Source organism: Paenibacillus mangrovi (genome assembly GCF_022898935.1).
Taxonomy (GTDB): domain Bacteria; phylum Bacillota; class Bacilli; order Paenibacillales; family Paenibacillaceae; genus Paenibacillus_AQ; species Paenibacillus_AQ mangrovi.
In genome coordinates, this window is sequence record NZ_JALIRP010000004.1 from 306,277 (window position 1) to 332,408 (window position 26,132).

The following is a 26,132-nucleotide window of genomic DNA, read 5'->3' on the forward strand; positions in this document are numbered from 1 at the left end:
TAACCTCTATATAGAGAGTTACCTTTTGATCATCTGCCGAAATTAGGAATGCTGCTTTATTTTTCTAAGCTTCACCATATCTCCGCTTACAATGGCATCTATATATTGTTCAATGACTTTAATATCGAAATCCCACCATTTAATGTCCAATAACTCTTCTATGACCTCCGGCGAAAAGCGTTTCCGTATTTCCCTGGCCGGATTCCCGCCGACGATGGTATACGGTTCCACATCCTTAACAACGACAGCCTCCGCACTAATGATGGCCCCGTCGCCAATATATACTCCTGGCATGATAGTTGCCCGTCTACCGATCCAGACATCGTTTCCAACAATTGTGTCTCCTTTAATCGGGAGCTGCTCCAAAGTAGGCGTGTGCTTCTCCCATCCGTGCCCGAAGATGTTGAACGGAAAAGTCGAGCCATCCATTCGATGGTTACCGCCATCCATCATGAACCTTGTTTCCGGTGCGATGGAGCAAAATTTGCCGATAATCAATTTGGTACCGATAACTTCATAATGATACAGTACCTGATCCTCAAATGATTCGCCATTCAAGGCATCGTAATACGAATATTCCCCAGCGATGATGTTCGCTTTTGTAATGGTGTTTTTAATAAACTGTACGTTAGTATTTCCAGGCAAAGGGTATTTCGCATTGGGATTCGGTCCAGTCATTGTATAACCTCTCCTTTGATCGTATGGTTCGTCATTTCAGGTTGTTTAAACGAATTTTTGGAATTTGCAACTAAAAAACCTCCTATCCGGTGTCTGGACAGGAGGCAGGCGTACCACAAAAAGACGAACATCTTCATACGAAAGAGCCCTTCTTCTTGTATATAAAAAGCCCACACCAATCCTATCCGGAAAACATCGCAAAAAGACGATTTTTCGTAAAGACAGGATTAGTAGATCATTGGCTTTTGTTCACCCTTTCATAACTGGTTGATTCAACCTTACCATAGGCTTGTTGTGAAAGCAATTCCCAAGCTGGTATGTTTTCTTCACTCACTCTAATCCAAGACAATCGTTAAAGGCCGCGTACAGGTTCTCATACCGATCCAAGAACGAATCAACAGAACCTTCTCCGACATTGCGTCCATGATTCAGAAAAATGACTGTATCGGCCGCATTCTCGGCTGCTTCCAGCTGATGCGTGGAAAATACGATCGTGCTGCCATCTTGTTTAAGCTGCTTCAGCAGCTTGATAAATTCCCGGGTCCAGAATGGATCTAAGCCGTTTGTCGGTTCATCCATGATAAGCAGGAGCGGCTTTGCCAACATCGCTTGGGCCATCATCACACGCTGGCGCATCCCTTTGGAAAAGGTGGTGACCCGTTTTTTCCTGACGTTCTCCAGTCCGACCATGGCCAATACCTCGCCTACTCTTTTCTTATGAACTTTCCGGAGCGAAGCCCAAAAGGACATGGTTTCTTCAGCCGTAAGTCCATGATTGAATGCATAATCGTCAGGCATATAACCAATCTGTTGGCAATACAGCCGTCTGTTATGCTTCCATCTTATATTGTTCACGATTGTTTCTCCCGTGGTTGGCTGCATGATTCCTGCGAGCATGCGTAGTACAGTGCTTTTCCCTGCCCCATTACCGCCGCATAATGCCAATATACTGCCTTTGGACAGGGAAAAGGAGATATCGCTCACGATGCTCTGCTGCTTTATTTGTTTAGATAATCCTTCGACACGTACGATCGGCTCATCCACGTGAGCGCCCCCTCTCCCAAATCCAATAGACAATAGCGAGCGAGCATAGCATCCATATCATGCATACCGCCGCAAACATCCACCCTCCGCTTGAACGCTGGATCCATCCAACCCACTCATAATATTCGGGTCCCAATATCGAGCCTCCGCCTAAACGAATGACGACAAAAAGCCGAACCAGCTCAGCCGGATTCAAGAGGGTCAAGATAACTAGCGTGGGCTTGATCCATAGGTAAGGAAGGAAACTTAAAGTAGAGAGCAAAATCGTCGACCAGCCTATAACAGCAAAAAACCATACCGACACCGAAATCGTCAGCGCCTGCCAGCGGTTTTTGGATAGTGAACCCACAATCATCGCTACACTTAAAAATAACATCACCAGCAAGCACGAAAAAACCAGAAACAGACCAAAGGTTTGAAATTGAAAATGAGTACCTAAAATTCCGCTCAGCACTCCCATCAATCCATAGCCGAACATCACTACCGTCATTAAAACAACCATAAGCCCAATGTATTTTCCCGCCACAAAGGACAGCGTTCCAAGCGGATAAGTGGACAACAGCTGCCAGTTCCCGTCTTCTTTTTCCGAGGTTAAGGAGAACGAACCGATGAATAAGGTCATCAAAGGCAGCAGATACAATATAAGGCTAAGCATGGAACCTGTCACCGCGGAATATCCCTGCACGTAGTTTTGAGAGTTAATGATCAGCAGACATAGGCTAAAAATACTGAAAAGGATTAAAAAGGAATAAGCCCATGGATTACGGAATCCCATTTTGATTTCCCTTTTTGCCACTTGCATCATGTCAGACATGTTCGCATCTCCAGTTCATCCATTACTTGTGGCCTGCATCTCCCTTGTGGTGACCATCCTTGCCATCCTTGCCATCCATACCCTTCATTCCTTCTGAGCCGTGGCCTTTCTCATCCATCATCATTTTCATCATCTCTTTATTTTGCTGCCAATCATGGGATTCAAGCTCCTTCGCACTCATAATGGTTCCAACCCCTTGGTCGGCAACGAATTTTTCAGCTGACTTCTTGTCTTTGAAGCTGATCACCCCGTAAGCCATAGATGTACGGATGGACGGGTCATACACATAAGTCGCCTTATCATGCTCAATCCATGTTTTATCGTTGTAATCTCGGACGAAATCCATTCCCAACTGCTCTTTGCCATGCTCATGCTCCCACTTTTCCATACAGCCGATATCGTCAAACTTATAATTCTTACCATCGATCATGGTTAATTGTGTCGCATAGACATCATCCTTGATCTGCATCTTGCACACGGCGCAAATATCAACCGTCTCATTAATCGGGATTGCCTCATATTTTTTCTCCCCACAGGCACTTACGACCAATACACCCAAAGCCAACATGACAGCCGGCATCCATTTTTTCATTTTCGAATTCCCCCTATAATTATCGTTGAAATAGCCGCTAAAAGCAGCATCACACCCATAGTGACAACCTTACGGTTGTCATTCGCCGTAGCATGGCCATGGCCCGCTTCTCTTCCGATATCCATTTTCATCATTGGAGCGTTGTCTCTTGTACCCTGCTTCTGATCCCCAGTAAATATTTCGCTTAAAAAGGTCATTCCCGGAGACTGAAAAAACAGCTGATAAGCCGCATTACTAGAAATAACGTTTTGATAAAACGAGTTCATGGAATAGGAAATATCACTGAATCCATCATTTGTAATGTCTATACCTTGAAATGAGTCCCAATAATTCCCTGTAATTTGGTTACTGCTGTCTTTGTTTGCTGTATCAACAACATTTGATACAAAAGCATTATGCTGAAGAAGATTCTGTTCCGATTGAATCATTTGAATGCCCACAAAATTCTGAAGGAGCACGTTATCCGATAACTGATTATCCGAAGCGTTCTCCATATAGATCCCGACCCGGTTTCCCTCGAGGACATTGCTCTTAATAACAGATTTTTGCACATCATAGAGCAGCATACCCTGCGCATACACATTTTCGTTTTGCTTCCGGAATGAGTTATCCGAAACGGTTGTATTCCTGACTACCATCACCATTGCACCGGTAAAATTGTGCTCACCTTCGTTATGGCTTACTAGAGAATCATCTATGTACATGCAATGGATAGCATATCTGGAATACGATATTTGATTTCCTTTTATGGTTTCATTCCGCCCCTTTTCCATATAAATTGCATCTCTCATGGATGTAATCTTATTGCCCAGGATCTGGTTATCATGAGAATTGTAAAGATCGATCCCGTTTCCTTTTTGCTCTGGCTTCCCTATATTCTGCTCAAACCCGGAAATTCGGTTGTTCTGGATCAATGTCCTGTTCGAATCACGCAGAAGAATACCGTAACCTTTGGTATGAATGACCAGCTCTTTTAGCTGAACATCGTTCGCATGGAGTTCAACACCGGCGGACTCGCCGTCCCCATTCTGCTCAATGTTCAATCCTTGTAATAACACTCCATTCGCGTGAATGGATATTGCAGATTCTTGAGTGTTGTTCACCAATGTTACGGAGCCGCTGCTTTGGATCGAAATTTTTTTATCAATGGTGACAGGACCCAGATACGTACCCGGGGATAACAGAATGGTATCACCTTCCTGAGCCCGATCAATCACGGGTTGAAGCGGGATGAGCGTTGTTGGAGTTGGCTCAGCCAATCCGGTTCCAGGTTTCCAGATACAGATAAGGTTCAACAGGAAAAAAACAAAAACGAGCCGCACTCTGATCAGCAGCATCACCTCCCTTACTCATTCGATCACAGACCATATTGTACTTAAAAAGCCATTCGAACTATATAGCCCGAACTAGCTAATCATCGCGTATCCCTGTGTCCATTTTGTGATAAATATCACCGCATCGCCAAGCAAGCAGCTTCCTCTTGGATGGCTGCTTGCTCAAGTCTATTCCACATGTATTATTGAACGTCGGGTGTTATTATCCTTTCGGCCGTCTGAGCATCCCTTGTTTCAACGCATATCTCGTCAGCTGAACCCGATTTTGTACCTGCAGCTTTTGCAGTATATTTTTCAGATGATTTTTCACCGTATATTCGGAAATAAAGTAGTTCTCTGCAATTTTTTTATTCGTCCAACCAGCCGCCACGCCATAAAGGATATCATGTTCCCTTTCCGTTAAGCGCACATCAGGCTCCTTTTTCTCCTGGATCGACACTTCATTTAAAATCTGATAAGCCAGCTCACGGTTAAGCGGAGACTCGTCATTCAATATCGAATGCAAATACTCGATCCATGTGGAAGCAGACAAGTTTTTAAGTAGATAGCCCTGCGCGCCTCTTTTCAAAGCCTCAAGCAAATGAAGCATGTCATCTGATACGGTTATCATCACAATCTTCACATAGGGAAACAAAAGCTTGATCCGCTGGGTGGTCTCGAGCCCATCCATAACCGGCATCTGAATGTCCATTAAGATCAAATCCGGAAGCCATTTCTCCGTAAAATCAATTGCCTGCTGCCCGCTTTCAACCACACCGATGACCTCAAAACTCGAATCCGCCGATAATATATCGCAGATCGCTTCGCGCGCATGGGCATGATCATCAACAACTAAAACCCGGGTTCTCTGCACGATGATCCCCCTCCTTGCTCAGCTGCACAATCGTATGATGATCCTCCCGGCTCAGCTGGAAATCCCAATTCATCTCTGCGGCCCGCTCTTTCAAGATCACTAATCCGTAATGGTTCCGAAGCTGAAACGGATCTGCATCAAAACCTTTGCCATTGTCTTTGATCAGCACTTTCCAGTTCTTTTCGTCCCCGGCGCCTTGAATCCAGCCCTTGGATGCTTCCGCATGCTTCTCAATATTTAATACGGCTTCCCGTATGCAGGCCAGCAGCTCCACTTTTTCTTTAGGCGTAAAATTTTTATCGGAGATCTCCCAATTCACGCCGATATCTACATGGACTTCTTTCGTCATCTTCTCTAATGTAACATCGAGAGATTCACTTACGTTCGCCCTTTCAACGTCTGCCACATCTTCCTTTAAATTAGAGATTGCCTGCCGGACATATCGATTAACCTCATGAACTTTTTTACGAATGTTATAGATCTCTTGAAGCTGACTTTCCTTGTCTTCGCTCCATTCAAGCCGGTCAACCTTCACCGACAGCAGAAAAAGCGACTGTGCAATGCCGTCGTGAAGCTCTTTAGCCAGTTGTTCCCTTGCTTCCAGTGCAGCTTTGGCCGAGCGTTCCTTTGCCAGTTCCTGCTGATTTTTTTCGAGCATCACAAAAAGCTTGTTTAACAACGTTACGCTAACGATGTAGACAATGAGAGGCGTGAGGAAATTCCCCATATCCATCGAAATATAGGGCAGCAAAAATTGATGCCTGACATATTCCCAAATGCCTACCGTCAGTGTGGGGATAAACAAAATCATCCATTTTATTTGTTTGTACGTCATCCGAATCACCTTTATATCCATAAAATAGGTCATGTATAGCTATAGCTTAACTTTTTCTACGAATTATGACATGACTCTATTGGGCTATAAAAGAGAAATGCCATCATGACAGGGTGACGATTCACCTCTCTAATTGCTGCAAAGATATCGAATGCGATATATTAAGAACAATAAACGTTTTCCGATGGGAGCTGAGCCTTACAAAGATGACTGTTTACGCAGCACTACTCCGCGGCATTAATGTCGGCGGTCATAACAAGATCAAAATGTCTGAACTACGCGAGGTTCTGGAAGCCGCCGGGTGCGAGCAGGTACAAACCTACATCCAAAGTGGAAATGTCGTACTCAAGTCGGTGCTGAAGCCCGATGCGCTCAAGCAGCTTATTGAAAAAGAAATCAACGACGCTTTCGGACTGAACATTCCCGTAATCATCCGCAGCAGCGCAGATATTACGGCGATCTTGCAGCAGTGCCCCTATGATGAAGCTATTCTTCAAGAAGGTGAAACCATCCATGTGTCGATGCTTTTAAACGTTCCAACTACCGAAGGTATGGAGCGTCTGGCTGCAGTTGATCGAGGCATTGATGAGTATCAGATTATTGGCACCGATTTGTATCTTCTCGCCCGCAACAAATTTAACGAATCCAAGCTGGTTGCAAGTTTAACCAAACTTGGCACACCAGGCACGGTGCGCAACTGGAATACGATGAAAAAGCTGGCGAGCATGGTCAAGTGACTGGAAAATTAACGACAAATTAATTTTTCTTTTTCCTAAAGAAACTGCATATGGAAAAAGACGAGCCGGGCAATCCTTCTTCTTTTCCGCAAAACCTCCTTCAGAACGTTTCTTAAAGTCAGCAACAAAAAAAGACGATACTGGATTTGTTTTTCCAGTTCGTCTTTTTTTGTACGGGATTCAATCCAACCACCGGGAATGTTACCCCTTTGTTCCCCCCTGCATGCTGAAGCCTTTAGACATAAAGCGCTGGGACAGGATATAGAGTACGATCGAAGGCATCGCGTACAGCACGGAAAACGCCGCCAGCCTTCCGTAATCCACCATGCCGTATTGTCCAAAGAACTGGTAAAGCTTCAAGGAAGCAGGGAATTTCTCCGGGTTTTGCAGCAAAATGTAAGGCACAAAGAAGTTGCCCCAACTGCCGGAAAAGGTGAAAATCGCTACGGTACAAATGCCTGGCACCATAAGCGGAGCGATGATTTTTCGTATTCCCGTGAAGACCGAAGCGCCATCCACCCAAGCTGCCTCCTCCAAATCTCCTGGAACGGAATCCATAAAATTTTTAATCATCCAAATCCCGTATGGCATGGCCGACGCGACATAAAAGAGCACGACACCTACAATGTTGTCATACAGCTTTAAACTTAAAAACAACTGATATACCGGCACCATCACGGCTGTTATAGGCAGCGAAGTCATGAATAGAATTGTCAGCATAAACGGTTTCTTGTATTTCAACTGATATCGGGATAACGGATATGCAGCCAATAGCGCGAGCAGAACGACAATGACAGCTTGGCCAAGCGACATGAGAAGACCGATCACAAAAGCACGCTGATTCTCGTGGCTGGTGAGCACATCCACATAGTTCGTGGCGGTCAACTGCTTGGGCATTTTTAGGGATTGCATCGCATTCGGATCCACGGATGCCACCAGCACCCATAATAGCGGCAGCAGAAAACAGATCCCGATGAACGATAAAATAATATAAGGAAGGATCCGGTAGATGAGCTTGCGCTGTTTCGTATTCATACGAAATCTCCTTTACTCTTTTAACGAACGGATATAGAACAGACTGAGTACAATCCCGATGAGTAGCAGCAGCAGCGAGATGGCTGTACCATAGCCAAGCTGGTAGTTTACAAAGGCTTGGTTATACATGAAAATCGGCAAGGTTGTCGTCGCGGTACCCGGTCCGCCCCCTGTCATCGCATAGATGAGTCCAAATACGCCCAGCGTTTGCAAGGTAACGAGCATCATATTCGTTGTGATTGTATCCTTAATATATGGAATGGTAATTCGGAACAAAATCTGTAAGCGTGAAGCACCATCCACAACAGCTGCCTCTTCAATTTCATTCGGCACATCATCAAGCGCTGCCTGGAACACCAGCATGGAAAAGGCGGTGCCATGCCAGATATTCGCGAGAATAACCGTTAGCATCGGGACCGTGTACAGCCATGTGATGGGAGATACGCCGAAAAAGGTAATTATCGCGTTCAATGTCCCGTCATCGCCGAAAAAGCTGTACAAGCAGAGGGCACACACAATCTCCGGTGTAACCCATCCGGCCAGAACGACGGTGCCGATCACGCGGCGGAACACTTTTTTCTTGTGCTTCATGAGGAGCGCAATCAGAAAGCCGAGCACCTGCTGCCCAATGACTGCCGATCCGATCAAGAAGACAAGCGTATTCCAGATGCTGACCCGGACCGTTGGGTCCTGAAACATGTGGGTATAGTTACTCAGTCCGACAAACTTCAGTTCTTTGGCCGCTTCTCCTGTCAAAGCGAGATTGGTGAAGGAGTAAAAAAAGGTCAGCAGAATCGGATAGATGAAAAATACCAGCATAATAGCGATGGATGGCAACAGGAAATAAAGCCAAGTGAAGTTTTTTCGTTTGAGTTGCGGCGATGAAACTGTAAGTCCGCCCATTCATGCCTCTCCTTTCTTCCAGGAAAAAGAACACCTCATGCCCGCGCTTCGCACCCAAAACGGGTAAACGCGGGCATGCCGGAAGCATTATTTCTCCAACGTTTTATCCTGACCTACGATACGAGTAATATCCTGCGCATATTTCTTGGCGGCATCCGCTGCGGATGTGCCTGTTGCGACCGATTCAACCATCGTTTGAATTTGCGTCGACACTTCCGGATATTTGTCCTGAGCCGGTCTGAATTCGGCATTTTTCAAATATTCCGTCGCAAGTTCTTTAAACGGCATTTTGGTATATTCCGGATCTTTCGCAACATCGGCCCGTACCGTAATGCTACCAGATGACATGACGAGCTTTTGCGTGTTTTCCTTGTTCAGAGCGAATTTGATAAAGTCCCAAGCTTCATCCTTGTGCTGTGCGTTGGCTGGTATAGACAATGCCCAACCTCCCGCAAGCGTGATGGAGCCAGGAGCCTGACCTTTGCTCGTTGGCATTGGCGCAAAACCAAGTACATCCTTATACTCAGGCCATGGAGCTGCCCCTTCATCCAGATAGTTGCCTGTAATCCAAGAACCATCAAGTGAAATCGCAAGCTTTCCTTTTGGCAGATATTCACGGGTTGACGTATTGCCTGCTTGCCCGTTCAATACCTTGGAAAGAGGCGGACCCAGTTTTTCCTTGGTGATCGTCTCTATAAAGGTTAGCGCATCGTTGATACCCTGGCTTTTAGTGATCCATTTTTTACTTGCGTCATCATAGAGGCGCTCACCTGTTCCGTACAGTAGCATTTCATACGTCTGCATGGATGTGGCTTCGCCGGTTGCTTTACCAAGGTTCATCCAGATCGGTACGACATCGCTGCCGGCTTTTTCCTTAATGGTTCTGGCAGCAGCCAGAACTTCATCCCAGGATTTTGGCTGCCAGTCTTCCGGAAGGCCGACTTTTTTGAAAATATCCTTGTTATACCAGAGACCTCTCGAATCCGTATTGTAAGGTACGCCATATACTTTGCCGTCACTAGCAGTAACACCCTTCTTCATCGCTTCGATAAACGAGCCGTTGGTCCAGTCCTCCCAGCCTTTCAGCTTGTCATCAATCGGTTCGAGGAAACCGGCGCTCGCGTCCGAATTCAGCATAAATGTATCCTCTGTCACGATATCCGGCGCTGTATCCTTGGACTTGAGAGCGAGCGCGATTTTGGCAAAATAGTCTCCTTCCGATGCCTGGATCGGTGTCGGCTTGATCTCCACATCCTTATTCGGATATTGGGAAGCCACATCTTTAATCCACTTGTACAGCGTACCTTTCTCTCCTGCTCCGTCGTCACGATAAGTAATCGTAATCGTTTTCTTGGCTGTCGCTGTTGTACCTTTGTCACCGCTGTCTTTGGCCGGAGCCGGAGCCGGCTCTGTGCCCTTGTCCTTTGGACTTGAACTTGTATCTGTACTTGAACCAGAACTGGAGCAGCCAACAGTCATGGCCAGCAGCAGTGCCGACGACGCTAGCGCCCATTTTCTCTTTGAATGCTTCATCTTTAACCCTCCTTCAGTTGAAAGCATTTCCACATTTAATCCTTATTTCGCTGCATTCGCAAATATTCAAGAATGCTACAAAACTTGAAAGAATTAAAGTAATCGTTGGTATAAATTCTAAATCCTTACATTAATAAGTTCTGTCTATCCCAATAAATACTTATGTAGAAAAAGATAGATTATTGTTTTCTTACTTTCACCCTCTCGCATGTCCAAAAGACTATTTTTTTCTTACTGAAAACTGCAGCATTCTGCCAAAAGCTTCTCTGCACATTTTCTTTGATTTATCGTTATTCTCAATCATCTTCCGACACATCTAAACGACGGCAAACGACAGGTATGGTTCATATGCCTGCCCTCTTTCAGTCTCATAACACTGAAATGTAATAATTGTAAAATGAGAGTGTATTTTACTAGTGTTCAATTAACGTGGCGTAAAAAGGGGGACCGAATCTTCTATATGAAATTCAATATAAGGAGGACATGATTTGAGTAAAAGGCCATCTAAAATCCGTACCTACTCCACCCTGTTCCTAAGCACTTTGCTAGTTGTTGGCATGACTTACCCTAATGCGGCTTCCGCATCCGCCTCTTCCATCAAGCTTCCGCAAAACACAAAAATTCAACTGGAATCACTGCTAAAACAAGGCAACCTGCAGAAGAGTTTATTAAATCAAGGTAATCGATCCGCTTTGAGTGCATTAACCGATTCTGATAGGCCGCAAAACTACGTGAAAGAAACAGACAGCAGTGATCCCATTACCGTAATCGTACAGCTCAAGAACGAACCTATTAAGGTATATGAGGCCAATCCATCCGGAAGATCCCGCTTGTCTGTGAGCAGTTACAGCAGTGTATTGAATCAGGAGCATCAGTCATTCAAGTCGGCGGCTTTATCCAAAATAGGTGCACAGTTCAAGCGTGAATATTCCAAGGTTTTCAATGGATATTCCGTAACGCTACCGGCCAATCAAGTCGATACGCTGCTCACTTTACCAGGTGTAAAGGCTGTATTCCCCGATGAGGAAGTTCATGCTCTGCCCATTGCCGATGGACATGATTTCTATCCGAATATGGACAAAAGCGCACCGCTGATCGGTGCAGGCGACATGTGGAAATCGGGATATGACGGCGCAGGGATCAAGGTTGGGGTTATTGATACGGGAGTTGATTACAATCATCCCAGCTTAAAGAATGCTTACAGAGGCGGATACGATTTCGTGGATAATGATTCGGATCCGATGGAGACGAAGCCTGATCCTACCAAGCCTCCCAAAGGCACGAGTACATATGACACCTACCATGGTACCCACGTCTCCGGAACAGTGGCAGGCCGTGGCGATCCGGAACATCCGGATGCGGGTAAGGGTTGGGTTCGTGGCGTAGCGCCTGCTTCTGATCTGTATGTATACCGCGTTCTTGGTCCATACGGTACTGGAAGCACTGAAAATGTCATTGCGGGCATTGAAAAAGCCGTAAGTGATGGCATGGATGTCATCAATCTGTCCCTCGGGTCGAAGCTGAATAATACGTACACGCCTGATGCAATCGCAGCGGACAATGCCGCACTCGCAGGCGTAACGGTCGTTCTATCGAACGGTAATGAAGGACCTGCAGCTGAAACCGTAGGCAGTCCGGCCGCAGCGCAGCTCGCTATTTCCGTTGGGGCATCCACTCCGCCGCTGCAAACACCGATCTTCAATTCAGCAAATTTAGGCATCATCTACGCTCAGCTTGCTGTTACTTCTTCGAAGCTGGATACGGTGGATGACGATCTAGAGCTTATAGACGCTAACCTGGGCAAGGCTGCTGACTATACGAATATCGATGTCAAAGGAAAAACCGTGCTGGTATCCCGTGGTGAGATTACCTTTGCCGAGAAAGCCGAAAACGCAGCAAAAAATGGCGCCAATGCACTGATTATTTACAATAACAAGCCTGGAGAAATTGGCGGCGCCACCATTGAAGGTGCGAAGCAATCTGTCCCTACCTACACCATCTCCCAGGAAAGCGGACAGCAGCTTAAAACCGAAGTATTGAAAGGAAACAACCATCTAACCTTTAATTACAAAGAAGAACAGGATTTGCTGGCTGATCTGAGTTCTAGAGGCCCTTCCCTTCCGAACCACAGCATCAAACCAGATATCTCCGCTCCGGGTGTAGGCATCAAATCTTCCATTCCGGCATTCAATCTGGGTGGAGACTATACCAATGCTTACGAGGAATTGCAGGGAACTTCCATGGCCGCACCGCATGTCGCCGGTTCCGCTGCCCTCCTGCTGGAGAAAACCCGCAAAGAAGGCTTATCACTCACACCGGATCAAATCAAAGCCCTATTAACGAACAATGCACTGCTGATGAAAGACCGTCAAGGTAAGCAGTACGGAGTAAATGAGCAAGGTGCCGGTCGTGTGGAATTGAAAAATTCCGCCTCAGCGCAGGCAATCGTCAAAGTCCAAGAAGATTTACCAATACAGCTTCAGGACGAGACTCACATTACCTCTTATTCCGGCAGCTTATCCTTTGGCCAACTGGGTGCTGGCACACAAACCAAAAGACAACTAAGCATTGATAATATCGCACACATTGATCAGCGTTATGGTATATACGTTAATTGGAGCAGCAGCAATGCTTTATCTCTGATACCTGATACTAATGATGTCGATATCAAAGCTGATCAAACTTCAGTCAACCTGACCGTGACTCTCACGATTCCGGAAGGAACTTCGGAAGGAATGTATGAGGGACAACTTGATTTCACGCAAATAGAGACGGGTCACAAGCTGCATGTACCATTTAGTGTGTATGTGGGCGAGAAATATAATAAGGCGGACATCACGAACTTGGAGCTCGACCCGGTTTATCTCTCCACTGCGGAAGGTGGATACGGTACAAATGTATATTATGCCGTAAATAAAAAACTTGATGATTATGCATTCTTCGTTTTCGGTGTCGATGAGAAAGGTAGATTGATTCCTGAACCCGTTGGATTTATCTATAATGATGATTTCCAGAATTCGCTGGATCCCTTTTACTATTCATTTGATTGGGATGGATCGGTGTATACAGCAAACGGATCCCAAGAAAAATTGAATCCCGAGGGAATATACGTCATGATTCCTTACGTATTTGAATCGAATGCGGAAGAGGGAACTCTATTAGAAGATTCGTACAAAGTCTTCCTGTTAGACAATACGGCACCCGAAGCCACCCTCCCAGAGGAAGTAACCATAAAACCGGACAAACCGGGTGTTGGCGTTCTTAAAGGCACGATCGATGACGATCTGCTGATTGAGAGCTTGGACGAGGATATTCCTGACCTGGTTCATGTCAAAGCCAAAGCCGGCTTGGACACGGATGAAGAACTGACAGATTACACCGGTACGGTCGACTTGGAAGGTAATTTCAGCGTAGAAGTTCCTCTGAAAACAGGTTTGAACAAAATTCAGTTGTTCGTATACGACAATGCGGGCAACGGTTTGACTAATCCTGCGAAGACTTATGAATACGATACTGAAAAGGCACCAGTTGATCAGCCAACTAAAGTCGGACTCAAGACATCTCATGGCAAAGTGAATGTATCCGATCCAATCCACATCAGCGTTGATTTCAGTGGACAGAAAGACGTCCAGTCCATGGCTGTCGACGTGGAATACGACGGAAAACTCACAGCTGGAATTCCTGTTCCAGCTATGGACGGGGACGAAATTCAATCTCTCGATGAGAAGGTTCTGGAGCAGGCCGCTTCCGATCCGAACCATAAGATTGTTCATTTCGGATTCAAATTTAAAACACCGATTGCCGCAGGTACACTCGCTAATCTGACATTCAATGCATCAGAAGCCGGTTCATATTCGTTTAGCATCAAAAATGTCGATTTAAAAGACTCCGAGGATAAGGACATCGCGTCTAAAGCATCAGAGGATATTACGGTAAAAGTCGCTACTGCGAATCAGATTCCGGATCCAGGAACTGACCCGAATCCCGATCCAGGGAATGGCTCAGGCAGCGGACCAAGCTCATCCGGCGGTGGAGGGTCTTCCCCGTCGGTACCTTCAGGCAATAAACTGACAGCCGGAACGTTAAATGAAAAAGGAACCGGAGATCAGAAATCCGCAGTCCTGAATATCGATTCCACTTATCTCACTAGCCAACTGGGCAGTGCGAACAACCAAAGTATCACGCTCGATATCAACGATGTGAAAGTGGAGTCCTACCACCCATTGAACATTCAACTAAGCAGTTCTTTGACGGATCAACTGTTGAAAGCCAATAAACCTCTTGTCATCAAAGGCAAAAGCTTTGAAATTTCTATACCTGCCAATGATGTGAAGAGTTTCGTCACAAAAGACGGACTGATCGTGGGCATCAGTTTTAGCAGCACGCCGACAGGTACACCGCAAGCTCCAAACGGCGGAAGCGTTCATTTCGTTTCGGGTGGTCTAACGATCAATGAACCGGCATCCGCACTAGCATCCCCGGTGACGATTACGCTGACGCTCGATCCGGCCAAAGTGAAAAACCGAAACAAAGTGGGTATCTTTGCACGAAACAGCGACGGTACCTGGACTTACCTCACTACCGGAAACGACAAACCTGGATTTGCGACGTTCCAGACATCCAAGCTTGATACATTCAGTGCGGCCGAGGTGTCCAAATCCTTTGCGGACATTGCCAATCACTGGGCTAAAACTGAAATTGAAGTGATCGCCGCACACTATTTGGTTAACGGCAAGGATTCAGCAGACACGTTCAAGCCGAATGATCAAGTCACACAAGCTGAGTTCCTTTCCCTGTTGGATCGCCTTCTCGGCACAGGCAAAACCTGGAGCGACCGTGCTGCGGAATCAGGTTCCAGTCATCCGTTAACCCGTGAAGAGCTGGCCATTCTGCTTGCAAAAGCACTCGGGGCTGATCTGAACGGAACGGGATCCAGTCTATCATTCAAAGACCAGAACAGCATTCAAGAATCGGCGCTAGGATCCATATCGTATGCCGTACAAAAAGGTTATTTGAAAGGGAATCCGGATCATACGTTTAATCCGAAAGGCAAATTAACCCGGGCTGAAGCCGGCGTCATTCTTTACCGAGTACTTCAAGACCTCCAATCCAAGTAACATCGTTACGGTAATGAAAAAAGCAGCAAGCATGCGGAGATCATTCTCCAGCTCGCCTGCTGCTTTTTCACTTGATATGTTCAACGACTTACATTACTGGACTTATTCGATTACTATTTCCTATCCACCTGCAGCAGCGTAATCTCCTTCAATGCAAAGGTATCCTGAATCCGTCCCTCCTTGATCACACCCAGCTTGACCAGCCCGGCGATTTTGGCAGGATCGGATTTGGACAGCATGCGCCAAAGTTCCAGATCCGGCAGAGCCTCATACAGCTTGGTATCGTCATACTCCTTCCGTGACTGCGAAACGAGCTTCACCCGGTAAGGGCCAGCCGCAAATTCCGATGTACCCTGTTCCTCACAAAAAGTTATGATCTGATCGCGCAGCTCCTTGAGCTCCTGCTCGGTTTCCTTTTGCTGCTGCTTCAGCTGGTAATATCGTTTGACGATCTTGTCCATGCGAACACTCTCCCCTCTTCTACATTTATATGCAGTTCAAGGTTCGAATTAGGACATAAGACAAACATCTATGATTTTTGCAGTGATTCGCTCCAGCCTTGAAGCTGCTTCTCCACGTCTCCCATCAGAATAAAACGGGACTGGCGGAACACTTCCTTGCCTTCAGCGAACAGAAGCAGTGTCGGGGCGGTGAAAACGAGAAATTCGCCAGACACTTTCGGCGCATCTTCCATTCGAATATACATGTTCTGTATCTTGGGATAGGATGGCAGCATATCATCCAGCTTTGCCATGACGCTGTCGCATACGCCGCAATGATCCGTCTTGATCAAGAGTAATGACAAAGGGGCTTCCTGAATTTGAGCATGCATCTGTTCCAGCGTAGTCATCTGCTGCATATCCAGCACCTCCCTTTCTTGTTGAATGAACGACATTCTAAATATACCTGTATGGGTATAACCGAAGTGTACGCTTTAGCGTTTGATCTGTCAATGGGATCCGTCTTCCTCGCCAGCAGCGGGAACCTTTCGAAGAATAATTTAATACTATGTTTACATAACTATATTTATGGTAACTATCTTCCTTTAGTCCATTGTTTTGTTACTAGATATGTTGAATGAAACTTGATTGTGGTTATTGACTAGAGGGTGCAAATATAAGGTTTTATTGTTGTGAATTTTTCATATGTTGAATTTTTAAAATATAATCCCGGTTTTTATTGTAGACGATTTCCCCGTTCACCACGGTCATCTGTACAAGATCCTGAAGTAGAATATCCGGGCCTTCCTTAAATGGATCATGCTTCAAAATGGTAAAGTCCGCTGCAAACTCTTTTTCAATGATCCCTCGGTCGCCTTCATGGCCAATAGCGTAGGCGCTTCCTTTCGTATATAAGGACATTGCTTCATACATGGACAGCTGCTCCTTCTCCCCATAGACCGTCTGTTGATGCAGCTTGGTTCTTGTGACAGCGGCATGGATGCCTTCCAATGGCGATACCTTTTCAATGGGTGCGTCCGAACCTCCGGCACACGATATTCCTTCCTGCAACAGCGTTTTCCAAGCATAAACCAGCAAGCTTCCCGGCTCACCGATCCGATCCATCACCCACGGAAAATCCGAAGCTACGAAGCTTGGCTGAATATCCGTAATGACGGGCATCCGCTTCATCTGTTCCACTAGCTCCGGCCGCAATATTTGCCCATGAATCAGCCGGTCTCTCTTTTCTTTTGGGCAAGGATATTTTTCCAGATTGCGAAGGACTTTTTCCGCTGCTCCATCTCCGATTGCATGTGAAGCCACAGCCATTCCATGTTTTCTCGCCTCAATGACCAGCTGCTCCAATTCCTCATCGCTATGCACTGCAACACCTGAAGTAGATGGATCATCCGCATATGGCCGGCTGAGCAGCGCGGTTCGGCCACCCAACGCCCCGTCGGCAAACAACTTCATCGCTCCAAATTCGAGCAACGGCGATTGATAATGCTTGCCTTTGTCCTCCTCCAACCATTCATTCAACGCCAAGTGATGGACTAGCAGATGTGCTCTAAAATGCATTTGCTTCTCGTTCAGAACCTTATGAAAAGCGCTCATCACTCGGTCACAGCTCCCATAGTAACTCAGATCCTCCGTATGACAGCCCGTGAGTCCTTTTGCCCAGCAATCCTCTATAGCCGCAGTTAATGCTGTTTCGAGATATTCCTCCGTCACTCCCGGTACAGCTGAAAGGACAAACTCCTGCGCCTGCTCCTTCAAGATTCCGTTAAGTTCTCCGTCGGCATTTCTTCCCAGTATCCCCCTTGAAACACCAGGGTTGCTCTCGTTGACACCCGCAGCCTGCAAAGCAGCCGAATTCACGACGATAACATGCCGGCATACTCTCCGGAGCAGAACCGGGTGTCTTGGCGCGGCAAGATCCAGCTGTTCTCTTTCGGGTAGAAGTGCATTCTCCCAATCATTCTCGTTCCAGCCCTCTCCGATTACCCACATGCCTTCCGGCAAAAGTTCTGTTTGAATCCGGATCGCTTCCAAGAGTTCTTCTCTGCTAGTGCAGCCCCCAAGCTGAAGCTTAAGAAAAGTCTCTCCATGTCCGATCAGATGCATATGACTGTCCACCCAGCCTGGGAACATCACTCCGCCTTGCAGATCAACAAACTCGATCCCCGGTTTACCATACCGCTGCTCCAGCTCGTCCAGCTTGCCGGCGTCTTTGATCGTTCCCTTTTCGGTATATACCGCCTCGACCATATCCAGCTCCTGCTTCATCGTATAGATCGTGCCGCCCATCCATATCGTCCCCATACTGTCTCCTCCTGAAATCCTATTGTGAATTTTTCATATGTTGTATTTTTCGTATACTATCTGAAGACTGATCGCATTTTCTTGCGATATCAGGATAGGTTTCTAAAGTTATACTTTCTGATATCTAAAAAAAAGCTTGGCCTGTGCAGGCCAAGCTTTTTCCGGCTTCCTATCGGCCGGTCCGTTCAGGTTTTTCCGACCCAGTCGTCTCCCGCCACTTCTTTCCAGCGCGAGCGGATCTTATCATATTCCTGTCCGGACAGAGTGCTGGTCTGCAAAATCTTTGCATTTTCAGACCATCTTCCAGGCTTCTTGGTTCCGACAACAGCCGTATCCACACCGGGAATTGTGAGCGCGAAGCGCAGCGCGGCAGCAACTGCCTTGTCATGATCCGAGAGGAAATCATATTGCAGCTCTTTTAGCCTTTGCCAGTAAATATACGGATAGGCCTTTTCCGATAATGTATCATAAGTCCATGCGACATTGGCTACCGGTCGCTTTGCGATGATGCCCATGCCCCTCTCGATGGCATCAGTCAAAGTCAGATCGATTCCTTCCTGGTCAGCGATATTAAGTGATATCATCAGGCTGTCGAACAATCCGGTCTGTACTGCATAAAGCGCATCCGTTCTATCTCCGCTGTAACCGATGAAACGGGTTTTCCCCTTCTCCTTCGCCTTCTGAAGCACCTCGATGACAGCACCTTGCCGCAACATTTTCTCCGAGCAGCTGTGCAGATGGATCACATCCACATAGTCGGTTTGCAGTCTTTTAAGGCTGCGATCAATACTCTTTTCCATCATAACCGGATCCCAATCTTCTTCCTCAAAGCCGGTGGCATGCCCACATTTCGTAAATAAGTAATAATCATCTCTTCGGCCTGCCAATGCCTTTCCGATCAGTTCTTCGCTGTCGCCGTAGCATTCCGCCGTATCGATGACGTTTAGTCCCTCATCAAGTGCTTGGTTTAGCAGCTTTTCCACGGTCGACAGATCTTTTTCCTGACCGATCTCAGAGCCGCCAAAACCTAATATGCTGACTTCCATGCCCGTGTTGCCAAAAATACGCTTTTCCATCTTCCTGCCTCCTTATTCATAACATTAAATATGAACCAGGTGTCTCTCAAACAGTGAGCGTAATTCTATAATACCCCGCTGGATTTAATTTACGGCATTAATCTTTTATGACGTAAAATATTGACTGATATGTCCGATAACAGGATTGACCCTTTCCTCATACTGCTGACCCGTATATGTACCGATGACCTTCCTCCAAAAAGCCTGTGCCGGAGCATTCGTCTTCACCTGTGTCACCTTCCAGCGCCCCTGGAAACGGTCAAACAGCTCGCTAGCAGCCCAGCTTCCCAATCCGGAACGACGATATTTTTGCATTACAAAAAATTCAGTCATGTAAAAATCGCCTTCCTCAGGATCACCCATGCGGTCCACCAGGGCGAATCCGGCTGGTATATTTCCGTTTGTCATCAGAAAAGGATACTTTCCCATTCCTCTTTTCCAATAGTCGTCCAGACCCGGATAGTCGGGGAATACGCCGTCCTGATTCACATCTAGATTCTGAAACATGGTGAAATCATACAAATATAGCTGCATCAAGCCGCTGATCACTTGTTTTCTCCGTACCGGAACCAGATCCATTCTGAAATCCATGAGTCCACCTCATTTATGTACATCGTATCATAACCACTATATATCTTTGAGCCTTATGGAGCAAGGTTATACCTCAGAGCCACCCGCAGACGATTCTTCGGCAGTTCTTCATCCGATATGGTAAAATATACTGGAAATAACCATTTATACAGAGGTGATGCCCACATGAACGTACAAAAAGAACTGGATCGCATCAAGCTGGATGATAAGGTACTGGGCATGCCATGGTTTGTCCAACAATTCATTGATTACAAGCTGCCTGATCTGTCCCCTTCCACTTTGCTTGAATATGTACGAGACTACGAAACCTTCTTCAATTGGCTGCGCGGCGAAGGATTGTCGGCAGCTGAAAAGAATACGGAGGTTACGTTAAAAGAGCTTGAAGTGCTGCGGATGGAAACCGTCGTCAGCTACCGAATCTTTCTCACAACCAAACGAGAAGGTACCAACTCGCGGATTACTGTCTCTCGTAAGCTGTCTTCTTTGCGGTCATTGTTTCACTATCTAAGCCAGATTGCCGAGGATGAAGAGTTCTACCCGCTTCTCAAACGCAATATTATGGCCAAAATTGAAATCAAGCGGATCCATAAACCCAAGGATACGGCGGCCAAGCTCAAAGGCAAAATTCTTGAAGAAGACGAGCTGCTTGAGTTTATCGGGTATATTCTTGAGGGATATGCCAAAGACGTAGAGAAGAATAAACAGGCCTTATATGCCCATGAGTTAAATAAAGAACGTGACGCCAGCATTACGAGTCTCATTCTAAATTCCGGTCTGCGTGTATCCGAGGTCGTAAATCTGAATGTCGATGATCTCGATATGAACAATAAAATGCTGTATGTTTACCGGAAGGGTAATAATGATGAAACCTTCAAAACGCCAGTTTACTTCCGGGAACAGGCAAAAGACGATTTAACCGCTTATTTGAATCTGCGCCAAACCCGTTATAAAGCACCTAAGAAAGAAAAAGCGCTGTTCCTTGCGCTAGCCAATGGCCAAAATGAAGGCAGCCGCATGACCAAGCGGGCCATTCAAGCCATGATAATTAAATATGCCAAACGGTTCGGCAAGCCCTATCTGACGGTACATAAGCTCCGTCACTCCTTTGCTACCGATTACTATCTGCAAAATGATATCTATAAAACCAAAGAGCAGCTCGGTCATGCGTCCACAGAAACAACGGAAGTGTATGCACATCTCACAGACAAGACCATGTCTGAGGCTATCGAGCGCCGTACGGAGTAATGTACATGATTTCTGCATAACCCGCTTTGATGTACAAAAGCCGGTTTCCATTGGAAGCCGGCTTTGCCCGCATGTTTATCTATGTTTTTGAATCCAATCTGCAATCTGTTCAACATCATCTTTGCCGAATACGGCAAGCTTGCCAGCGGTGTTAACATCCAGACCGGCCAATGTCTCTTCAACTGGAAGCCAAGTTACTACCCCTATGACAGAAGCCAGACTGCTAATTAACTCCCTGTCCTCCGCCGTGCGGATCATGACAAGCTTAGGGTATCGTTCCTGTTTAAATCCTTCCACCAAAACCATATCGTACTCTGAAAAACCCATGACGAGCTCATCCAAAGCGATTTCCTCTTCACGAATCACAGCGGTTTTCCGCGAGGATACCAGCGCAATCGCCGAGGCTCCGGCGGCACGGTGACGATAGGAATCCGTTCCCGGTTGATCCATCTCAAAATCATGAGCATCATGCTTGATGACAGCCACCTGATAGCCCTGTTCATTAAGCTTCTCCACCAGAGAACATACAAGAGTTGTTTTTCCGCTGTTCTTGTATCCGACAACCTGGCATACGAATGGTTCACTTTGAGCAAGCTTTTCTGAAATTACCTTATTCTCTGTATTCACAGTGTATTTCCTTTCAGCAGCAGGACCTTCACCTTATCACCTGCAGGCGTCACGCTTTTAGCCGGAGGAATCACGATCAGACAGTCGCTGTCCTTAATGGTAACCATCACGCTTGATTCATCCACTTTGGCAGGGATCGCATACAGTATGCCATCTCTCACTTCAATTCTACCTCTGACATAACGGGTAAAAGCATTTACCTTGGTATAATCCTGATCTAGAACTGCCGTCCACTCCGTCAAGTATGGCTTACCGCTTCCAACGGACTGCAGGATGAAAGGACGGACAAACAATTCAAAGCCGACAAAGCAAGCACCCGGATTCCCGGAAAGAGCGAACAGCAGCTTGCCATCTTTGACCGCTGCGGTCGTTACACTTCCTGGTCTCATAGCGATTTTATTATAGAGCATCTCCACACTGTCGCTCCGTGCAAAGTCGCCCATAATATCATAATCGCCAACGGATACGCCGCCGCTTGTGACGACGGCATCATATTCCTGAAGCGCTTGTTCTACCTTAGCTTTCGCCAGGGGCAAATCGTCCATCACCGCTTCCAGGATAAACGGCTCTCCGCCAGCCACACGTACCTGAGAAGCCAGCATATACGTATTGCTGTTGCGGATTTTCCCTGGCTGAAGCGGTTCGTCCAGCGTCAACAGCTCGGAGCCAGTTGAAAAGATGGCAATGCGCGGTTTTTGATAGACAGTTACCTGATGCACGCCGAAGGAGGCAAGCACAGATATTTCACCTGCTTGAATCTGGCGACCCGTACGCAGCAGCACTTCCCCTTCCTTAACCTCGAATCCGACCGGGGTAATGTTTTTCCCTGCCTCGATCATCCGTTTGAGTCCCATTTGAGTTCTTCCCTCATGCTCGCGCAGCTCTGTCATCTCTAGCATGACTACGGCATCCGCACCTTCCGGAACTTCCGCTCCGGTCATGATGCGTGCGGCCGTGCCAGATATAATGGTCTTCTCCGAAACATAGCCGCAAGGAATCTCATCAATAACATCCAGCCAGATCATATTGTCAGAGGAGCATTGTGTTGTATCTTCAGAACGGATGGCATATCCATCCATACCCGAGCGGCGAAACCGTGGAAAAGGATGAGGTGCTTGGACTTCTTCGGCTAAAAAACGTCCGTGGCCTTCTTGAAGCGGTATTTTCTCAGTTGGTCCGGGCTTACCATACGAAGACAGCAGCTTTTGGGCGTTATGCACCTGCATTGGTTTCCGGTGAAATTTATCATAGTCATCCTTGGTTTGCTTCATGTCGTAAACACCATCCTCTAGTACTCTGCTATGTAAACACATAATTATATCATGACACAAAAAAACGCACGAATCTATGCTTCGTGCGCCGCTTTTGTTATCTTTTTGATGATCTCCTTGAAACACTACCGGATCCCGATCTCGTTTTGGGCTTGCTGTAGGAACTCTTCGGTTTGTCAAACATGCTGCCTGACCCGCTTCCTCCCCTGGAAATACTACCCTTACTTGAATTGGAGGAATTGGTGTTTCGCTCAAAAATATTGTCGCCAGATCCAACACGGGTATCACTGCTTTTGGTACCACGGCGGTTAATCGATCCCTTTTTCTGTGTGGTCAGCGGAGGAGCGATTTTCTTATCATTGGCCGTTGGCGAATGGTATGACCCTTGCTTTGGCTGGTAAATATCACGGCTGGAATACCCCCGATATCCACCATGCCCGCCGCCAAACGAGTCAAACAGCTGTCCAATCAGAGATGCAGTAAGATATCCCTTAAGGAAGCTCGAATCATAGTTCTTTTGGACATATTCCTGAGAATCCACTTCAATCAGCGTATCGCTGTCTTTGTTAGGATCCTTTTGCAGATGATAATACTCATTGCCGTAGACGAGAAACATGTGTTCTGGATCTTCTTGGGACATCTGATCCGGCTTTTTCTCGTCTGACAGCTGTTTCGCTACTTCTGGGACGGTCTTATCCGTTGCCCTGTATACGTATGAAGTCGAACTGCCATCCCGGTTCACAGACTCTAGAGGATAAGTATCCTTGACATTCGGGGAACCGATTCCGCAACCGGTCAGCAGTGACATGATAAGGCTGATGACTAGTAGGATTTTCAAACTGAACAGCGTCCGTCCCTGCCGTCCCTTCATATGGATCACTCCTAATTGGCCCGGATGACTTTTACATCGCCAGGCAGTACTTTCTCTCCTTCGTAAAGCATAAATCGACCATTTTGCCATTCAATACGTACCAGACCGTAATCGTCTGACTGATACTGCCATACATGCTGCTCCCCGCCCTGGGTAAATGGCGTCTTGCCGTTCACCATAACACGGCCTTCATATTCTTCATCCAGGAAAAAGGTTCTGTCGTCCAGCTGCAGTTCCGTCGGCACTTCGCTCGGATCGTCGAGCCTGCCGTCGAGCGGACTATACAGAGCATATTGCAGCGTTTCGCGTTCCTCGATATGCAGATACATAATCGTGTTGCCGTCCTGAAGTGTCAGCACCACTGCATTTCGGCCGCGGTTGTGTACTCTTCCCGTCACTTCATAAGTGACAAGCGATACTTCGCAAATATCGCCAGGCATGAGATCCAGCATGCTTTTTTCCGCCTTCGGAGGCTCCGGTTTGGCAAACAAATTGCCGATTCGTTTAAATACACTCATATGCGATAACTCCTTATGTTACATACTGTGATGAACCATACATTATAGGCATGCAGTAATAATTAATGCTCCTACCACATGAAGCGATCCTGCAAACAAGCCGTAACTGACTTTTCCTTGCTGGGTGCCCACATCGAGTTCGAGTTTTGCCCATACCCGCAGTAGTACACGTACGATTGCTTCCAGCACAAGCAGGATCAGGAAGGAAACAATCGACACCACGATGGCCTCAAGCAGCCTGTTAGATGTACTAATGGACACCGATAGAATATAGCCCTGTGCGAGCAGCTTTAATACGAGCCGAGTGGTCACCGCCATATTACCTGCTTTCACTTCCTCAAAGTCCTTATATCTGGTGAACAGGGAGTCCACAAACATGAGAATGAATAGGAGCAGCGCTCCACACCCTGTCCAAACCATGAATGCTATAATCGTATTAAAATCCATAAAAACGTGCCTCCAAGAGCTCAGGATTATCTTATACAGCAGGAACAGCGAAGGAGGACATTGGCATGTAATCCCCTTCGCTGTTTCTAAAATCTACGCTTTATTGTCCTATTATATTACTTCTTTTCGTATTGCTTCATCAGCGCAGCGAGCTCGTCTTCGACTGCTTGGTCTTTGCCAAGATTTTCGAATTCGTCGTCAAGGGATTTGCCTTTGGAGGACATTTCGTTGCTCGCTTCCGCTTGTGCCTCCATTGCCATCATTTTTTCTTCCATACGCTTCATACCGCTTGAAGCACTGTCTGTGCTGAAGCCCTGCATAGCTTTGTTGATTTCTGTTTGGGCTTTCGCAGCGTTGTAACGGGCGACCAGCGTTTCGCGCTTGTTTTTCATTTCTGTCAGCTGTTTGCGCATTTCTTCCAGTTTGTTACGAAGATTATCGGCTGCAGCCTTGTTTTGGTCGTAGCTTGCTTTGTATTCCGTCATTTTTTGTTCAGCAGTTTTCTTCTCTTCAAGAGCACGGCGGGCGAGATCAACATTTTGAGCTTGTGCTGCCGTTTGAGCTTGCTGTGTACGTTTTTCAACCAGAGCTTGCTGCTCTTCAAACAGCTGTTTGAATTTTTTCTCGATGGCGATTTGGGCTGCTACCGCTTTTTCCGCATCCTCAAGATCTTCCGTCATGTCACGGATATATTGATCTGTCATTTTAATCGGATCTTCCGCTTTGTCGATAATTGAGTTAATGTTAGACATTGTCAGGTCACGTAATCTTTTAAAAATAGCCATTTGTTTATTCCTCCTAAGTAAGGTTAAATGTTGTGTTCGTTCTTATGATATTCATATACGCAGCAACTTTGAAGTCGTTTCAAAATTCTCAAAAAAATTTTTATTTACTTTCCGAAACCTTTTCTGCCAGGTACCTTTCGAATACCGACTTAGCCTCAGATACGATCTCCAATATCTGCTCCCGGTTTATACCATCGTAATGGATTCCTGCAGCCACGGTCACCGTCCGGCCCAATGCTGCTGCTGCTTTTTCCGCCATCTCCACCGTCAAGTCATGCTCACGATGTCCAGGAAGATCCACTGTCTGTACCTCAACTCGCTTATCCTTTTCGTTTATGTATGCGGTAGAAACAGATCCGATATGGGCCGATCCGCCGGTTAAAATGAGCATCAAGTCTCTTCCCACTAAAATCTCCTGTATGCGGATGCCCCATGTTCCGTCGGATTCCATGCTGCTGTCTCCT

General features: G+C 46.5%; 25 protein-coding genes. 3 read left to right on the forward strand and 22 right to left on the reverse strand.

Annotated elements, in window-relative coordinates; translation table 11 throughout:
• Positions 1-42: 42 nt before the first annotated feature.
• The 7 genes from vat(I) to MUG84_RS12120 all read right to left on the reverse strand — a co-directional run bounded on the left by vat(I) (position 43) and on the right by MUG84_RS12120 (position 6,150).
• Positions 43-678, reverse strand: a complete 636-nt coding sequence (vat(I), locus tag MUG84_RS12090) for a streptogramin A O-acetyltransferase Vat(I) (protein WP_244725268.1) — start codon at positions 676-678, stop codon at positions 43-45.
• 330 nt (positions 679-1,008) lie between these two features.
• Positions 1,009-1,722 carry an ABC transporter ATP-binding protein gene (locus MUG84_RS12095; RefSeq protein ID WP_244725269.1) on the reverse strand — a complete coding sequence of 238 codons (714 nt, stop codon included), beginning with the start codon at positions 1,720-1,722 and terminating at the stop codon, positions 1,009-1,011.
• On the reverse strand, positions 1,715-2,536 hold the full coding sequence (locus MUG84_RS12100) for an ABC transporter permease (protein WP_244725270.1): 822 nt from the start codon (positions 2,534-2,536) through the stop codon (positions 1,715-1,717). The genes MUG84_RS12095 and MUG84_RS12100 overlap by 8 nt, the downstream gene beginning before the upstream one ends.
• A gap of 22 nt (positions 2,537-2,558) precedes the next feature.
• The gene (locus tag MUG84_RS12105) at positions 2,559-3,128 is read right to left on the reverse strand and encodes a nitrous oxide reductase accessory protein NosL (RefSeq protein ID WP_244725271.1); all 570 of its coding nucleotides are present in this window, start codon (positions 3,126-3,128) and stop codon (positions 2,559-2,561) included.
• Positions 3,125-4,465 (reverse strand): right-handed parallel beta-helix repeat-containing protein, encoded by a 1,341-nt coding sequence (locus MUG84_RS12110; protein ID WP_244725272.1) that lies wholly within the window; start codon positions 4,463-4,465, stop codon positions 3,125-3,127. Before MUG84_RS12110 ends, MUG84_RS12105 begins: the two co-directional genes overlap by 4 nt.
• 199 nt (positions 4,466-4,664) lie before the next feature.
• A complete protein-coding gene (locus tag MUG84_RS12115) occupies positions 4,665-5,315 on the reverse strand; it encodes a response regulator (RefSeq protein WP_244725273.1) in 651 nt (216 codons plus the stop codon).
• Complete coding sequence (locus MUG84_RS12120) at positions 5,287-6,150, reverse strand: sensor histidine kinase (protein WP_244725274.1); 864 nt, start codon at positions 6,148-6,150, stop codon at positions 5,287-5,289. The genes MUG84_RS12115 and MUG84_RS12120 overlap by 29 nt, the downstream gene beginning before the upstream one ends.
• Positions 6,151-6,356: 206 nt before the next feature.
• Between MUG84_RS12120 and MUG84_RS12125 the strand changes: the two genes are divergently transcribed.
• Positions 6,357-6,887 carry a DUF1697 domain-containing protein gene (locus MUG84_RS12125; RefSeq protein ID WP_244725275.1) on the forward strand — a complete coding sequence of 177 codons (531 nt, stop codon included), beginning with the start codon at positions 6,357-6,359 and terminating at the stop codon, positions 6,885-6,887.
• Positions 6,888-7,088: 201 nt separating this feature from the next.
• Here the strand turns inward: MUG84_RS12125 and MUG84_RS12130 are convergent, their stop codons facing one another.
• From MUG84_RS12130 to MUG84_RS12140, 3 genes are all read right to left on the reverse strand, one after another.
• Positions 7,089-7,922, reverse strand: coding sequence for a carbohydrate ABC transporter permease (locus MUG84_RS12130; RefSeq protein WP_244725276.1), 834 nt, complete (start codon positions 7,920-7,922; stop codon positions 7,089-7,091).
• A 12-nt stretch (positions 7,923-7,934) separates the two neighbouring features.
• Positions 7,935-8,825 (reverse strand): carbohydrate ABC transporter permease, encoded by an 891-nt coding sequence (locus MUG84_RS12135; RefSeq protein WP_244725277.1) that lies wholly within the window; start codon positions 8,823-8,825, stop codon positions 7,935-7,937.
• An 87-nt stretch (positions 8,826-8,912) separates the two neighbouring features.
• Complete coding sequence (locus MUG84_RS12140) at positions 8,913-10,358, reverse strand: ABC transporter substrate-binding protein (protein ID WP_244725278.1); 1,446 nt, start codon at positions 10,356-10,358, stop codon at positions 8,913-8,915.
• A gap of 488 nt (positions 10,359-10,846) precedes the next feature.
• On the opposite strand from MUG84_RS12140, the gene MUG84_RS27280 reads away from it, so the two are divergent.
• Positions 10,847-15,475 carry a S8 family serine peptidase gene (locus tag MUG84_RS27280; RefSeq protein WP_280521281.1) on the forward strand — a complete coding sequence of 1,543 codons (4,629 nt, stop codon included), beginning with the start codon at positions 10,847-10,849 and terminating at the stop codon, positions 15,473-15,475.
• Positions 15,476-15,588: 113 nt separating this feature from the next.
• Here MUG84_RS27280 and MUG84_RS12160 read toward each other — a convergent pair whose 3' ends face one another.
• From MUG84_RS12160 to MUG84_RS12180, 5 genes are all read right to left on the reverse strand, one after another.
• The gene (locus MUG84_RS12160) at positions 15,589-15,936 is read right to left on the reverse strand and encodes a hypothetical protein (protein WP_244725279.1); all 348 of its coding nucleotides are present in this window, start codon (positions 15,934-15,936) and stop codon (positions 15,589-15,591) included.
• Between the two features lie 68 nt (positions 15,937-16,004).
• On the reverse strand, positions 16,005-16,334 hold the full coding sequence (locus tag MUG84_RS12165) for a thioredoxin family protein (RefSeq protein WP_244725280.1): 330 nt from the start codon (positions 16,332-16,334) through the stop codon (positions 16,005-16,007).
• A 265-nt stretch (positions 16,335-16,599) separates the two neighbouring features.
• On the reverse strand, positions 16,600-18,237 hold the full coding sequence (locus tag MUG84_RS12170) for an amidohydrolase (protein ID WP_244725281.1): 1,638 nt from the start codon (positions 18,235-18,237) through the stop codon (positions 16,600-16,602).
• Between the two features lie 185 nt (positions 18,238-18,422).
• A complete protein-coding gene (locus tag MUG84_RS12175) occupies positions 18,423-19,313 on the reverse strand; it encodes an aldo/keto reductase (protein ID WP_244725282.1) in 891 nt (296 codons plus the stop codon).
• 105 nt (positions 19,314-19,418) lie between these two features.
• A complete protein-coding gene (locus MUG84_RS12180) occupies positions 19,419-19,904 on the reverse strand; it encodes a GNAT family N-acetyltransferase (protein WP_244725283.1) in 486 nt (161 codons plus the stop codon).
• A gap of 165 nt (positions 19,905-20,069) precedes the next feature.
• On the opposite strand from MUG84_RS12180, the gene xerS reads away from it, so the two are divergent.
• Positions 20,070-21,149: a tyrosine recombinase XerS gene (xerS, locus tag MUG84_RS12185; RefSeq protein ID WP_244725284.1), complete on the forward strand. Its 1,080-nt coding sequence runs from the start codon at positions 20,070-20,072 to the stop codon at positions 21,147-21,149.
• 75 nt (positions 21,150-21,224) lie between these two features.
• Here xerS and mobB read toward each other — a convergent pair whose 3' ends face one another.
• The 7 genes from mobB to lpdD form a co-directional block, all read right to left on the reverse strand.
• Positions 21,225-21,776, reverse strand: a complete 552-nt coding sequence (gene mobB, locus MUG84_RS12190) for a molybdopterin-guanine dinucleotide biosynthesis protein B (RefSeq protein WP_244725285.1) — start codon at positions 21,774-21,776, stop codon at positions 21,225-21,227.
• A complete protein-coding gene (locus MUG84_RS12195; protein ID WP_244725286.1) occupies positions 21,773-23,047 on the reverse strand; it encodes a molybdopterin molybdotransferase MoeA in 1,275 nt (424 codons plus the stop codon). Before MUG84_RS12195 ends, mobB begins: the two co-directional genes overlap by 4 nt.
• Positions 23,048-23,144: 97 nt before the next feature.
• Positions 23,145-23,918 carry a DUF4247 domain-containing protein gene (locus MUG84_RS12200; RefSeq protein WP_244725287.1) on the reverse strand — a complete coding sequence of 258 codons (774 nt, stop codon included), beginning with the start codon at positions 23,916-23,918 and terminating at the stop codon, positions 23,145-23,147.
• Positions 23,919-23,929: 11 nt separating this feature from the next.
• Positions 23,930-24,436 carry a DUF4178 domain-containing protein gene (locus tag MUG84_RS12205; protein ID WP_244725288.1) on the reverse strand — a complete coding sequence of 169 codons (507 nt, stop codon included), beginning with the start codon at positions 24,434-24,436 and terminating at the stop codon, positions 23,930-23,932.
• A 42-nt stretch (positions 24,437-24,478) separates the two neighbouring features.
• The gene (locus MUG84_RS12210; RefSeq protein ID WP_244725289.1) at positions 24,479-24,883 is read right to left on the reverse strand and encodes a DUF350 domain-containing protein; all 405 of its coding nucleotides are present in this window, start codon (positions 24,881-24,883) and stop codon (positions 24,479-24,481) included.
• Positions 24,884-24,999: 116 nt separating this feature from the next.
• Complete coding sequence (locus MUG84_RS12215) at positions 25,000-25,668, reverse strand: PspA/IM30 family protein (protein WP_244725290.1); 669 nt, start codon at positions 25,666-25,668, stop codon at positions 25,000-25,002.
• Between the two features lie 100 nt (positions 25,669-25,768).
• Entirely contained in the window at positions 25,769-26,119 is a 351-nt protein-coding gene (gene lpdD / locus MUG84_RS12220) for a prenylated flavin chaperone LpdD (RefSeq protein ID WP_244725291.1), read from the reverse strand.
• Positions 26,120-26,132: the final 13 nt, after the last annotated feature.